The organism is Desulfitobacterium hafniense DCB-2 (assembly GCF_000021925.1).
In the GTDB taxonomy this organism is placed as follows: Bacteria; Bacillota; Desulfitobacteriia; order Desulfitobacteriales; family Desulfitobacteriaceae; genus Desulfitobacterium; species Desulfitobacterium hafniense.
In genome coordinates this window covers 2,516,818-2,530,000 of sequence record NC_011830.1, presented here as the reverse complement: position 1 = coordinate 2,530,000, position 13,183 = coordinate 2,516,818, and the positions used below count along the sequence as shown (strand labels likewise).

10 protein-coding genes are annotated in these 13,183 nt (G+C 47.6%); 6 read left to right on the top strand and 4 right to left on the bottom strand.

Annotated features, from left to right (window positions below):
- Nucleotides 1-34: 34 nt before the first annotated feature.
- Entirely contained in the window at nucleotides 35-610 is a 576-nt protein-coding gene (locus tag DHAF_RS11610; RefSeq protein WP_005814564.1) for a 4Fe-4S dicluster domain-containing protein, read from the top strand.
- Nucleotides 611-657: 47 nt separating this feature from the next.
- The gene (locus DHAF_RS11605; protein ID WP_015943983.1) at nucleotides 658-1,347 is read left to right on the top strand and encodes a TorD/DmsD family molecular chaperone; all 690 of its coding nucleotides are present in this window, start codon (nucleotides 658-660) and stop codon (nucleotides 1,345-1,347) included.
- A 310-nt stretch (nucleotides 1,348-1,657) separates the two neighbouring features.
- On the opposite strand, the gene DHAF_RS11600 is transcribed toward DHAF_RS11605, so the two are convergent.
- The gene (locus DHAF_RS11600) at nucleotides 1,658-2,887 is read right to left on the bottom strand and encodes a PucR family transcriptional regulator (protein WP_015943982.1); all 1,230 of its coding nucleotides are present in this window, start codon (nucleotides 2,885-2,887) and stop codon (nucleotides 1,658-1,660) included.
- Between the two features lie 216 nt (nucleotides 2,888-3,103).
- Here DHAF_RS11600 and DHAF_RS11595 point away from each other — a divergent pair, with 216 nt between their 5' ends.
- Genes DHAF_RS11595 through DHAF_RS11585 form a run of 3 tightly spaced genes read left to right on the top strand, consistent with a single transcriptional unit; the run spans nucleotide 3,104 to nucleotide 7,232 of the window.
- Nucleotides 3,104-5,758: a molybdopterin-dependent oxidoreductase gene (locus DHAF_RS11595; protein WP_015943981.1), complete on the top strand. Its 2,655-nt coding sequence runs from the start codon at nucleotides 3,104-3,106 to the stop codon at nucleotides 5,756-5,758.
- A 16-nt stretch (nucleotides 5,759-5,774) separates the two neighbouring features.
- Nucleotides 5,775-6,353 (top strand): 4Fe-4S dicluster domain-containing protein, encoded by a 579-nt coding sequence (locus DHAF_RS11590; protein WP_015943980.1) that lies wholly within the window; start codon nucleotides 5,775-5,777, stop codon nucleotides 6,351-6,353.
- Nucleotides 6,354-6,356: 3 nt separating this feature from the next.
- Nucleotides 6,357-7,232 carry a dimethyl sulfoxide reductase anchor subunit family protein gene (locus DHAF_RS11585; protein ID WP_015943979.1) on the top strand — a complete coding sequence of 292 codons (876 nt, stop codon included), beginning with the start codon at nucleotides 6,357-6,359 and terminating at the stop codon, nucleotides 7,230-7,232.
- A gap of 265 nt (nucleotides 7,233-7,497) precedes the next feature.
- Here the strand turns inward: DHAF_RS11585 and DHAF_RS11580 are convergent, their stop codons facing one another.
- Genes DHAF_RS11580 through DHAF_RS11570 form a run of 3 tightly spaced genes read right to left on the bottom strand, consistent with a single transcriptional unit; the run spans nucleotide 7,498 to nucleotide 11,620 of the window.
- Complete coding sequence (locus DHAF_RS11580; protein ID WP_015943978.1) at nucleotides 7,498-8,376, bottom strand: dimethyl sulfoxide reductase anchor subunit family protein; 879 nt, start codon at nucleotides 8,374-8,376, stop codon at nucleotides 7,498-7,500.
- A 3-nt stretch (nucleotides 8,377-8,379) separates the two neighbouring features.
- Entirely contained in the window at nucleotides 8,380-8,958 is a 579-nt protein-coding gene (locus DHAF_RS11575; protein WP_015943977.1) for a 4Fe-4S dicluster domain-containing protein, read from the bottom strand.
- Nucleotides 8,959-8,977: 19 nt separating this feature from the next.
- Nucleotides 8,978-11,620: a molybdopterin-dependent oxidoreductase gene (locus tag DHAF_RS11570; protein ID WP_015943976.1), complete on the bottom strand. Its 2,643-nt coding sequence runs from the start codon at nucleotides 11,618-11,620 to the stop codon at nucleotides 8,978-8,980.
- Between the two features lie 301 nt (nucleotides 11,621-11,921).
- Here DHAF_RS11570 and DHAF_RS11565 point away from each other — a divergent pair, with 301 nt between their 5' ends.
- A complete protein-coding gene (locus DHAF_RS11565; RefSeq protein ID WP_018213036.1) occupies nucleotides 11,922-13,148 on the top strand; it encodes a PucR family transcriptional regulator in 1,227 nt (408 codons plus the stop codon).
- Nucleotides 13,149-13,183: the final 35 nt, after the last annotated feature.

Here is a 13,183-nt window from a genome sequence, read left to right as displayed (position 1 = left end):
AAGAGATCTCTACAGCGAAGGAAGGTGAATAGGAATGGCTTTAGGGTTTTATTTCGATATCAATAAATGCATTGGCTGCCGAACTTGTCAAGTAGCCTGCAAAGATAGAAACCGGTTGGATGTGGGCATTTTATTCCGCAGAGTCAAAAGTTATGAAACAGGGTTGTATCCCGACGCCAGGCTGTATCATTATTCCAGTGCTTGCAACCACTGTTCCAATGCCAAATGTGTTAAGGGATGTCCTGCCGATGCATTGTACTACGCCGATGATGGCACAGTTCAACATGAAAAAAATAAATGCATCGGCTGTCGATACTGTACCTGGAACTGTCCCTATGGTGTTCCTCAATTTATTGAAGAAACCGGCACCATCGGCAAATGCGACAGTTGCAAGGGGTTGCGTGACAAGGGCAAAAATCCGGTTTGTGTGGATGCCTGTCTTATGCGCTGCCTGGAATTTGGCGATTTAGATGAGCTTGCGGCAAAACATGGTGCAGATGTCATTCAGGATTTGCCTATTCTACCTTCCTCAACGTTGACAAATCCATCCGTATTAATTAAGCCTAAAAAATGCGCTTTGTCTCCCCATTATAGTGAAAAGTACTTCTAGCCCATGGAAAAATCTTAACCCAAAAATCCGTAAAGGCGGTGCTTGCTATGGCAACACAAGATGATGGAATTGCTATAATTTTAGCCAACCGACACTATATTTACCAGCTGCTTCAGCATATTTTCGGAATCGAGCCGAACCGGGAACTGCTTGACATCGCCACCAACCAACACACCCAAGAAGCCTTGGAATTGATGCTCGATGAGGAAAATTGCGACCTTAATACTTACCTGGCTTTACTCACAAAATTAAGGCTGGCGCTGTCCGCTGATCCCGACCTCACCCTGGATAAGCTGACCAGTGAATATACCAGCTTAATGATCGGTCCCCATAAGCTGCCTGCTCCCCCCTGGGAATCTGTCTATGTGACCAAGGAGCGGGCACTTTTCCAGGAAAGCACTCTAAAGGTACGGCGCACCTATCTGAACTATCAGTTTTTACCGGCCAATTATCCTCACGAAGCCGATGATCATCTGGCCTTCGAGCTGGACTTTATGGCCCATTTAGCGAAATTGACCCTGGAAAGGTTCGACCAGCAAAAGATAGATGAGGTCAAAAAGCTGCTCGACGATCAGAAAGCCTTTTTACAGGATCACCTACTGGTTTGGATCGGGGATTTTGCTGAGGATATGCAAAAATCAAAAACTCACCATTTTTATCCGCAAATGGCTGCCTTAACGAAACAGTTCTTAGAAGCGGATGATTTAGCTCTCGATGAGCTTATGGATTTATTTTAGAATTACGGCCTTAATATAACCCATTCTTAAGCTTACCGCCCCGGTGGTAGGCTTTTTCTATAGGTACCTGCTATGCTAATGGCAACAAAAAACGGTATCAATAAGCTCCATTACCTTCTGAACGTTACTTGCTATGTGTCAGCACCACCTTTCAGAATCTTGTTAACACTGGACTTGATAGTTATTCAACAGGGTAACTTCCCTTAAAATAAGGTCTTATTAATATTATACATAAATTGTTAGTAATAGAGACAGGAAACTATTCCCCCCTCCAGCCTACCGAATGGGACTTTTATAATATAAAACCCTATTACTCCGATTCCAGATCAAGCCCATGAAGCTGCTCAATTTTCAGCACAGCTGTCAGATCAAGACGGGTACTCATATCATCCAAGGGGCGATCAAGGATCGCTTCAATTTTACTAAGACGAGTACGCAAGGTGTTGCGATGTATAAAGAGATCCTGAGCCGTCTTATTCACGTCAAACTGATTCATAGTGAAGGTTTTTAAGATTTCCAGCAGGCTCTCTCCCGACTCGTCCTTGCGTAAATCACCAAGGACTTGGTCGCGATATTCTTTTAAATCCTGGATATCATGCTTATAGAGAACCCGTTCTAAGCCCATATCGCTGAAGAATGGGACTTTCACCCCCAGCAGGCCCCCCATATCGATAACAACTTTGGCCTCTTGGTAGCTGCGAAAAAGATCAATCGGCTCATCATAGGTTTGTCCCACGCCAAAAGCAATGCGCTTATTTAATTCGGTATCGGCAGTTTGATTAAGGATATTTCCAGCCAAAGCTTTTATATCCTGCTTCTGTTCCGACCGTTTTCGGCTCGCTGAATGCACAAGAGCAATCACCTCATTGCGATGAACAGTCACCGCCGGATTTTTGCCATATCTATTAATTAACCCTCGCTCGACAATCCTCTGCAGAGCATCAATAAGATGCCGGTCCGGAGAAAAAAGCTCTACATCCCGAACCTTTAAAAGCAGGACAGCGTGGGGATGACGGAAATCCCACCCCCATACCTCTCCCCTGTTCATAATATCTTCATTGCGTTTAAGGTTTCCATAAAGCAGATCGTAGAAAAAAGCATCTTTGGATTTGTTTTTCTTCTGTTTCAGCTCCAATTGGTTCTTGAGACTGTTGGCATATAAGGATTCGACATTGTCCAGCAAGGTTTCATAAAAATCCAAGTCGGAGCCTTCCGCTTTGTCAGTGACTAAAAACAAATAGCCAAGCACCCGGCCCGCGGGTGCGATAGCCCGCCCCAAACCTCTTAGCCCCAACGTATCTGTTTTTATCGTACAGAAATACAGTTTTTTATGGCTCACTCCCTGTTCATCATTCTCTACCTGAAAGCTGTCAAGATCCGGATGAAGATGGGTGGTAGCAATGGTTTCATAAGCAGTGTTGGCGACAATGATCGGGAGCTTTAACAGTTTCGACAGAGTATAGGTTAAGGCATCCAAACCCTGACCATAAGCTTCGAGCAGTTCCCGCAAATAGTTATAAATGATCGCTTCTTTATTCAAAGTCTTTGTACTCCCTTCCATCTTATATTCTAAAAATGTTTTCATGCACAAAATTCGGGGTAATTAATGTACTTGTGATTATTTAAGCAAGATCGATTTCCTTTTATAATTGTCTTACGAAGAGCAGCACTTGGAGTTGAGGCACTGGAACTGCAATGTTGCTCTTCGTTAAAAACAGTGCCAACTACAATCTAATTTTAGGAGGTTGGAAGGTGTATGGCAAGTCTCCTCAAGAAAATAGCCGACAAACAAATAAGCCGCAGAACGTTCCTGGCCGCTACCGCAGCCGGAACTGCCGGCTTGGCGCTTGCGGGCTGCAGTGGTAATATCCTCACCCCCGCAGGAGCCAATCTTGATACAGCAAAAGAAGGCAAATGGGTCTCAGCCACTTGCTGGCATAACTGCGGCGGCCGTTGTGTCAATAAAGCTTATGTGGTGGATGGGGTCATTGTCCGGCAGAAAACCGATGATACCCGCCCAGACACACCAGATGCTCCCCAGCAAAGAGGATGTCTGAGAGGGCGCTCACAAAAGCATCAGGCCCAAGGTGTGGACCGTTTGAAATACCCTATGAAGAGAAAAAACTGGGAACCAGGCGGCGGTAAAAAGGAACTGCGCGGCCAGGACGAGTGGGTGCGGATTTCCTGGGATGAAGCTCTGGATATTCTTACCAGCGAACTGCAACGCATCAAAGGTGCTTATGGCAATGCTTCCATTCTTGTTCCGGGAGAAGCGAACAGTGAAGTTATGAATTTAATGAGTATCTACGGTGGTTTTGTTCCCTCTTGGGGGACGATGTCCTTTGGCTCCTGGTTCATAACCCCTCATATTATTGGTTTCGCTGATAATTTATTCGATCCCAAAGCCCTTAACGACCGTTTTGATATGCGAAAAACCGATCTTGTCGTTGCCTTCGGCATCAATCCGGCCTGGAGTTCCCTGGGTAATCCTATGTATCATTTCCTGCAAATGAAAGAAGCCGGTACAAAATTCATTATTATTGACCCCTTTTATACTGATACTGCTGCCACTTTAGAAGCCGAATGGATTCCGATCAAACCGGCCACAGACATGACCTTGCTCCTGGCTATGGCCTATACCCTAATCGTCGAGGACGATCCGGTCAATAAACCTTTAATCGATTGGGATTTCCTCAATCGCTGTACTGTAGGGTTTGATGTTGAGCATATGCCGGCAGATGCCGAAACCAATGAAAACTTCAAGGATTATGTCTTGGGCAAGTATGACAATATCCCCAAAACCCCGGAATGGGCTTCGGAAATCTGCGGAATAGACCCTCACACCATTAAGTACCTGGCCCGGGCCATCGGCATGCAGAATAAGGTCAGTATCCTGGCCAGCTGGGCATCCGGGCGAGCTCAGAATTCCGACAATCTCCCCCAGATGTTTATGACTCTGGGGGCCATGACCGGACATTTCGGCAAATCCGGCCATATGACCGGTGCCTCCTGCTGGAACTATGCAGGCAACCCCGGTCCCGCCCTTGTCAACCCTGGCGGCAGCGGCGAACCATTTCTGGGCAGCCCCTTGAAAGAAGTCCTCTGTGAAGCAGACATGTGGACCGGCCTTCTCCGCAAAAAATATCTTCCCAATAGTATCATGAAAACCATCAAATATTCCCCGCCGACTTGGCAGGACACCGTCAAAGGAGTGGATCTGAAGACTCGTGTGCAAGAGGAGGATATTAATATCCAAATGATTTGGCATACTTCTGAAGCCACCCTGCAAACCCGGGATGGGATGAACAAAGGAATCGAGGCTCATCGGGCCGTGGAGTTCGTCGTCAGCCAATCCCATTTCCTAACCACCAACTCGAAATATGCCGATCTGGTCCTGCCCGTTACCACCTTGTGGGAAAGAGCCGGCGATATCGATGGCTTGTTCAGCAACCGCGATGTGCTCATTGTCTCTTCCCAAGTCATTGAACCCATTTTCGAGGCCAAAGATGATAACTGGATTGCTGTGGAGGTAGGCAAGCGCTTAGGATTGGATGTTTCCCAAATAGTTGTCAGCGACCGCAAGCAGCAGCTCTTTAATAAACTGGCTGGCTCCACGGTGGTAAAAGAAGACGGCAAAACCTTTGAACCTTTAGTAGACATCACTGCTGAGGATATTTCTGAATGGGGAGTTTCGGGACAGCCTCAAACAGGACGCATTCCCCTGACGAAGCTCCTTGAAGATGGTGTCTATCAGGTAGAACGTCATGAGGGAGACAATTATGGCTTTATTGCTTATGAAGATTTCCGCAAGGATCCCGAAAAGAACCCTGTCAATTCAGTCAGCGGCAAGCTGGAAATCTACAGCCAAACCCTTGCCGATATCATAAATAACCTTGGTTACACGAAAATTTCTCCCTACCCCAAATATGTCCCGCCCATCCAAGGGTACGAAGCTACCTTCTCTGATTGGCAAAGCAAGGCCAAAGGGGCTTATCCCTATCAGTTGATTACGCCCCATTACCTTCGCCGCTCTCACTCCATCTTTGATAATATTCTCCAGCTAAGAGAGGCCTGCCCCAACCCGGTATTCCTGTCAGCTCAGGATGCCGCAGCAAAGGGGATCAAGGACAAAGATACCGTTCTCATCACCAGCGAATTCGGCCAAGTCCTGCGCAACGCCTGTGTCACCGAACGTCTGGTTCCCGGCGTTGTCGCCCTCCCCCATGGTTCTTGGTGTGATGTGGATGAAAAAACGGGCATCGATCATGGCGGAGCAGACAATATCCTTTCCGGTAACGTCCCCACCGGTCAAGGATTGTCCGGCTGGAATACCTGCAATGTGAATTTAGAAAAATGGACCGGTGCGCCGCTTATTCCAGATGTAGAAAAACCGCAGAGAATCTTTTCCTAGAAAGGAGTGAATCATTATGGCAAATATGGGGTTTTATTTTAATATGAGCATCTGCATCGGCTGTCGCACTTGCCAAGTCGCCTGCAAGGATAAAAATAATCTTCAGCCCGGGACAATTTTCCGTCAAGTCAGGACCTTTGAAACCGGAAGTTTCCCTAAAGTTGGACTCTATCATTACAGCGCCACCTGCAATCACTGTGCCGAGGCCAAATGTGTCAAGGGCTGCCCTACAGGGGCCTTGCATTTCGCCGATGACGGAACCGTACAGCATGATAAAAATAAATGCATCGGCTGTCAATACTGTACCTGGAACTGTCCCTATAGTGTTCCCCAGTTTATTGAAGCGGCCGGTATTATCGGCAAATGCGACAGCTGCAAGGATTTGCGTGATAAGGGCGAAAATCCGGCTTGTGTCGATGCCTGTCTTATGCGCTGCCTGGAATTCGGTGACTTAGATGAACTCACCGCTGACCACGGACCAAAACTAGTTCGGGATCTGCCTATTCTCCCCACCTCTTCGATGACTAATCCCTCGCTTCTGATCACACCAAGGAGCCATGCCTTGGATCCTAATGTTCAGGAAAAGGAGGTCTAAGCCATGGAGGAATTAGCATTAATCCTATTCTCGATCTGCCTTCAGGCGGCCATTGGCCTGATGATATTCGCCACCCTGGCGAAATACCTGTACAAGGACGCTTCCTATAAAGTTGCCGTCGTCAGCGCCGCAGCTTTAGCTGTTATCGGTCTACTCGCCTCCTTCCTGCACTTGGGGCAGCCCTTCCGCGCTGTCAATTCCCTGGCTCACTTTGCCACCTCCTGGTTAAGCCGGGAAATTTGGCTGACCAGCATCTTCACCGGACTGACTGTCGTCACCGCGCTGCTTCTCCTCTTCAAGCCCGCTTCCCAAGGGTTAGTCCGGACCTTCATGGCTCTGGCCGCTGTATTCGGCTTATTAGACGTTTATGCTATGGCTTCTGTCTACACTTCCACCAGTGTTTCCGCCTGGAATTACAGTGCTGTCACCGTTGAATTCTATGCTGCTGCCATCTCCATGGGAGCTTTACTCTTCCTGACCTTAAGCGGCTCGGAAGGTTCTAAAGTTCGCCAGCCGGCGGTGATCATTACCGGAATTGCCGTTGCCTTGCAGGTCGCAGCCATGGTAGGATATTATATCCAACTGGGTGCAAGCTCCAGTTCAGCTGCTCAGCAAAGCCTTGCTCTTCTTAGCGGGATGAGCGGAGCAATGGCTGTTAAATGGTTATTTATCCTCTTAGGTACGGGATTGCTTCTCTTCCCTATTCAGAAACAACAATTATCCGTAAACAGCTCCGGTCAGGCTGCCGCAGAAGTGGCAGCGGCAGGACTATCCGGCACTACCATTTATATAGCCGCCGCCCTTCTCGTCATTGGTCAGATTGTTGGCCGCTACCTTTTCTATGCGATGATGATCGCCAGCCGGGTCGGCTTAAGCTAATCCTTTGTCATTCATTTTTCTTATTTTCCCTTTCCCCTCCCTCCTCTACCATAAATCTAAGTCCCCTCCTGCTTGAACCTGCAGGAAGGGACTTAGATTCCTAAATAACGTAAAGGCGGTGTCTGAAGCCGGTTATATATCATGCTTCTATTAAAATAAATTGAAGAAATCAGGAGCTGCCACCTAAATTAAAATATAAGATATGTAAACTGAGAGCCGCCACCATCAGGTGAAGCGGCTCTCTCTCTATATAATGTGTTTACATTTAACTCAAGCCAACTGTATTTACAATCATCACTGCATAGAAAATGTAGCGTCCCAGGATCTGACCGATAACCACCAGGGCAGCTGCAAGATAAACTGTTGTGCCTGCCGTACCTTCTGTGGGTGCCGCCATTTGGGCGGCGGCTTGACCGACAGATATCTTCATGCTTCCTTTACCCATGGGGAACATCAGCAATCCCGCTCCAAGGAGAATAAAAAGCCATTTCGTGGCCATGACTCCGCTCATGCTGTTCAAGAGAGCCAAGCTCTGTCCGGCAGCTAAATTCTCACTGGTTCCCAGTTGGATATAGTAGGCTACCATGGCCGCGACCTGCACTACGACGGCAATTCCCACAGCCAAGGAAGCTGCTTTCTTTACTTTATCAGCTTCCTTCCCGCTTAAAGCAAGGAAAATGACTGCTCCCAGGGAAATGGCGGCAGCGTAGAATTCCACAAAAATTGAACCATGCTGCCAAGCTGGAACTGAGGCGTAATTATAGATAGAAGACATAATGTAGACATCGATTAGGCCTATGACTGCGGCCAGAGGAGCCAAAGCATTGACCGCACCTTTGGCCGCAGGCTTGATGAGGACTAATAAAGCACACAAAACCGTTAGCCCGGTAAAGACAGCGGTAAACCAAATTTCCCGGCTCAGCCAAGAGGTGCCAAAGTGGGCCAGTGAATTCAATGCAGCCAGCGGTCTGCCTAAGTGCAGAAGTGAGGCGAGAAGTCCGACAATCGCCAGGCCGGCTGCCGTGACCATAGCGGGTTTAAACTGTCCTTCCTTGTTAAAGGACTTGCCCAAAGCCACAAAGGCCATAGTACCAATAGCCCCTTGCAGGCAGATCGAAAATAGGATTAAGGATAGATTTTCCACTGCTTACACCTCTTTCTCTTTGGGATTGGCATCCATCGCGCAGCTCCTGGGCTTAATCAGAACCGATGGGTTGGTTACTTTGGCATCCGGCAGGATCGATAGTTCTTGAACCAAATCAGCGCCGTGTTTTGCTTTGAGCTCATCTAAATCGCCAAACTCCAGACACCTCATAATGCAGGCGTCCACACAGGCAGGATTTCCCCCCTGGTGGCGCAGCTCCTTGCAGCTGTCGCATTTCCCGACTATGCCGCTTTCTTCAAGGAACTGCGGTGCACCATAGGGGCAGTTCCAGATACAGTATTTACAGCCGATACACTTATTCTTATCGTGTTGTACCGTTCCATCCTCGGCATAGTGCATGGCACCGGTGGGGCAGCCCTTGACACATTTGGCCTCAGCACAGTGATTGCAAGCAGAAGAGTAATTGAAACCATCAGGTCTTGGATAAACACCGGTTTCAAAATTTCTTACCCGACGATATAAAACGCCGATCTTGTTATTATTTTTATCTTTACAAGCGATTTGACAGGTTCGGCAGCCAACGCAGGCTTCCATATCAAAGTAAAAACCTAATTTGCCCACTTTTACTTACACCCCTTTCCTAAAATACAATTCTTGCTGGTTTTTCCACATCGAGAATTAACTTAGATGGCGTGTATTTCTCAATCCTGGCAACTCCCGTATTGAATCCGGAAACACCTTGACCGGTGGGAACCTGGCCACTGAGGATATTGTCAGCACCACCTCTGTCGATGCCGGTTTGTTCATCGATATCCACCCAAGCTCCATGGGGTAGAGCGACGACGCCCGGTCTTACTCTTTCCGTCAGACAAGCGTTCCTTAAAATCTGTCCATAGGGACTGGTGATCAGAACTGTATCTCCATTGCTGATACCCTTGGCTTGTGCGTCTTTGGTATTCAGGAAGACTGGATTGGACCAAGCTTCTTGCAGCCATTTCACATTGTCAAAGACGGTGTGAGAGCGGCGCAAATAATGTGGGTTAATCACCTGATAAGGATACTCGCCTTTGGCTTTGCTTTCCCAATCCTGGAAGGTATCCTCATAACCATTAACAGGCGGAATATAGGAAGGAATGGGGTGAATCCTGCTGAAGCCCATATCATTGACGGTTTTTGCTAACTGACGGCTATAGATCTCCAGCTTGCCGCTTTCCGAAGTTAAGGGGTTTTTCCCGGGATCCTTAACAAAATCTTCATAAGCTATATAGCCATAGTTATCCCCTGGGGACCGTTTGACTTGATATACCCCTTTTTCCTTAAGCTCGCGGTAGGTGATCTTGCCTGTCTGGGGTTTGCCGGCAACACCCATTTCGTCAATATCTTTTTGGGTGATGGTTACTAAAGGGCCATAGGTTTTGCCATCTTCATTGACTACGGTGGCGCTGGCTAAAGCATTAAAAAATTGCTGCTTTTCATCAAAGGGGAAGGCTTCTTTTTCATCAATTCCTAACTTTTTGGCAAGCTCAATAGCGATCCACTGATCGCTCCTGGCTTCATAGAGAGGCTCGGTGATCTGGGAATACATAATGAGCATTTCCCGGTTACCGCTATGAACCAAGGTTCCTCCGGAAAATCCGCCGAATTTCTCCCACTCGGTGGTCACCGGCAGGACAATATCAGCATACTTGGAATTGGTGGTTACGAATTGGGAATGGGAAACAACGAGATCCACCTTGCGGTGAGCTTCGATCCCTTTGGTCATGCCATCACTGGTTTGCAAGGTTGCCCCACCGGAATGGTAAATGATATGAATATCAATATCCCTTTCTTGCCCCGGTTTGAATTGATCGGGAGAAACAAAGTCCCCACTGCCTGTGAAATTGTATTTACCGTTGAGGATGGCGTCCCAGACCTGACCGGCATTGATGCTGTCATCTACAGGGTTGGCAATGCCAGGCAATCCGTTGGAACCGGCACAGACTAAAGCCGGACCGCCGTTGCCGGAGGTAGCGTGCATGGTGCTGCCTGTCATGTGGCCGGACTTGCCCATATGGCCCGTCATGGCGCCGATGGTCATAATCAGTTGAGGGAGATTATCCGAGTTGGTGGTTCTGGCCGAAGCCATGCCGCATAAGAAGGCTACTTTTTTATCCTTCCGGAACTCCATGGCCAGTTTTTCAATCTGAATCTTATCAACCCCGCAGATCTCACTGGCCCAGGCCGGTGTTTTAGGAACGCCATCATAGGTGCCCAGAACATAGTCTTTGAAATTACCTTGGGGATCTTCCCCTTCCGGCATATGCTCAGCATCAAAACCAAGACAGTATTTATTTAAGAACTCCCAATCAATCAAGGGATTCATAGCCGGGTGATCTTTGGTGATGAGCACATAGGCAATGGCCAGTAATAAAGCGGAATCAGTGCTTGGACGTACCGGTACCCACTCCGCCCCCAACATAGAATAGGACTCATTGTAAAAGGGGTCAATACCGATGAATTTTGCCCCGGCTTTCTTAGCCTGCAGATAATGCCAGCTGGAGCTTCCCATAGCACTCCAGGCCGGATTCATACTGAGCATGATAATCGTCTCACAGTTGCGCAGATCGAAACGGTCGTTGACGGTTTGATCCCATACTCCTAATTGCAGGAAGCCTACGGTTTTGGGGGTCATGGCCCAACTGCCGAAGGAATTGGTATTCCAGTATTCGCAATACCCTCCGAACAATCCCAGGGTTCTGGAGATATCGGTAATTCTACTGCTCCAGCCACCGATGTGCAAAATGGAGCGGTTGCCATAATCTTTCTTCACCCGCTGCAATTCATCGGCAATATAAGTTAACGCTTCATCCCAGCTGATCCGCTCCCATTCGTCCTTACCGCGCAGAGATTTGTCGCCGCCTCCTGGCTGCCAATGTTTACGTTTCATAGGATACTTCAAGCGATCCGCACCAAAGACCTGCTGGCGCTGAGAACGTCCTCTGAGGCAGCCCCTTTGTTGTGGATAATCCGGGGAATCTTCATGGGTATCATCGGTTTTTTGGCGAACGACGACTCCATCCACCACTAAAGCCTTGTTTAAACATCTTCCACCGCAGTTATGCCAACATGCGGCGGGAATCCATTCTCCTTGCTCTTCGCCCAGAGCATTCACCTTTTCTCCTGCTGATGTTAAGCCGCTTCTGCAACCAGCCAGAGCCAGGCTGGCCGTGCCGGCCGCTGTCGCTTTTAGAAAATTTCTGCGGCTTATTTTTTGGTCATTAATTTTATCCAGCAATCTTGACATAGATCCTACCTCCTTTTAATCTGTTGAACCGAACCATTACGGTCAAAGGAAGATCCTGGCATCCAGCATCCAGGCATTCTTTGCTGTGGGCCATCATTTGACTGGATGTCCTCCTGAATCTATAATCAGTATATATCAGCCCTATTTTAGGCCATATGTTCACAAGTACAAAATACCCTTGTGATTTTTAGACTCTGCTCCAAAGTTTTTGGCAAGAGTTGTATTATAATTATTCTATATCATCAAACCTCTGGAAGTATAGGACAAGACTCCTAACACTTATTGGAAAGGATGAGGCAACATGGGCATGGATTTCAAGGTTCCTGATTACATGCAGGAATTGGCCTTGGCTTCGGGACAAGGACTTGATCAACTCAGTGCTGTCTTAGCCAGGATATTGGATCACCCGGTCTTAATTTCTTCATCTGCCTATAAGCTCTTTTCTTCCTCTTCTCATTATGATTTCGAGTCATTTCATATTTATTCTAACCAGCCCAGGACCGGCAGTGACGCACTTTTTACCTGCCATATTTTGACCGACACTATGCAATCCCTTGCCCTGGGCAGAGTCGTTGCGCCCTTCGGCCGCACCCTGGGCTATATTTTTATGCTTACTGATGACGACTCTCCAGACCCAACTCACTTTAAACCCCTCCTGGATTATGCAGCATCCCTCTGTGCCGTCCATCTCCAGAACCGCCTCGAGCTTAAACAAGAACAAAGCAAGTTCAAAAATGCCTTTCTCTATGATTTGATCTATGGCAATCTAAAACGCAATGACGAAATCATCGCCACCGGTGAACTATGGGGTTGGAATTTTCGCCGTCCTCACACAATTATGGTTTTTCTCCTGCCGGAACCAGATTTTTATACCACGGAATGGCATCTCATGGATGTTCTTTCGAGGATTGTTGAGCAAAATTTCATCGAGATTTACTATAAAAACCCGGCTGTTATCCTTCGCCAAAATGAACTCATCCTCTTTGTTCCTATGCAAACCGATAAGCCTGCAGTGCAGACAGAAGAGCTCCTTGTTTTCGCCGACAAAATCCTCTCCCAGGTCCAGAATACTGAATTAAAGGGTCTTGCTGCATGTGGCGTAGGTCAGGCCTATTCTGAGGCTACTGTGCTTTTTCGCAGCTACCAAGAGGCAAAAGTCGCTTTAGAAATGGGAAAACTTTTAGGTATCCCTATCCCCTTCTTTAGGGATCTCGGCCTGGAACGGATTCTCTATAAACATGATCTCCAGGATTTAAAAGAGTATTATCTCCATGTCCTTGGGGAGCTGCATAAGCAAGACGACCAGGACAGCTCCCTGGTGACGATTCTGGAAAGCTTTGCCGAGAATCAATTTGATGTGGGCAAGACGGCCAAGGCACTCTTTATGCACCCCAATACCTTGCGTTACCGCTTAAATAAAATTGAAAACATCTTAGGGAAGCCTTTGACGGATAACCACGCCCGCCTGGATATCATGGCGGCTTTTAAAATCAAGCGGCTTCACACCATTGAAACGTTATTGGCTTGACAGGACGTTATGCAAGGGCAGGATTAATTTACCTT

What these genes read in the sequence shown, in the direction of transcription:
- DHAF_RS11610 (WP_005814564.1), top strand. Translation starts at nt 35, where the DNA reads ATGGCTTTAGGGTTTTATTTCGATATCAATAAATGCATTGGCTGCCGA.
- DHAF_RS11605 (WP_015943983.1), top strand. Translation starts at nt 658, where the DNA reads ATGGCAACACAAGATGATGGAATTGCTATAATTTTAGCCAACCGACAC.
- DHAF_RS11595 (WP_015943981.1), top strand. Translation starts at nt 3,104, where the DNA reads ATGGCAAGTCTCCTCAAGAAAATAGCCGACAAACAAATAAGCCGCAGA.
- DHAF_RS11590 (WP_015943980.1), top strand. Translation starts at nt 5,775, where the DNA reads ATGGCAAATATGGGGTTTTATTTTAATATGAGCATCTGCATCGGCTGT.
- DHAF_RS11585 (WP_015943979.1), top strand. Translation starts at nt 6,357, where the DNA reads ATGGAGGAATTAGCATTAATCCTATTCTCGATCTGCCTTCAGGCGGCC.
- DHAF_RS11570 (WP_015943976.1), bottom strand. Translation starts at nt 11,620, where the DNA reads ATGTCAAGATTGCTGGATAAAATTAATGACCAAAAAATAAGCCGCAGA.
- DHAF_RS11565 (WP_018213036.1), top strand. Translation starts at nt 11,922, where the DNA reads ATGGGCATGGATTTCAAGGTTCCTGATTACATGCAGGAATTGGCCTTG.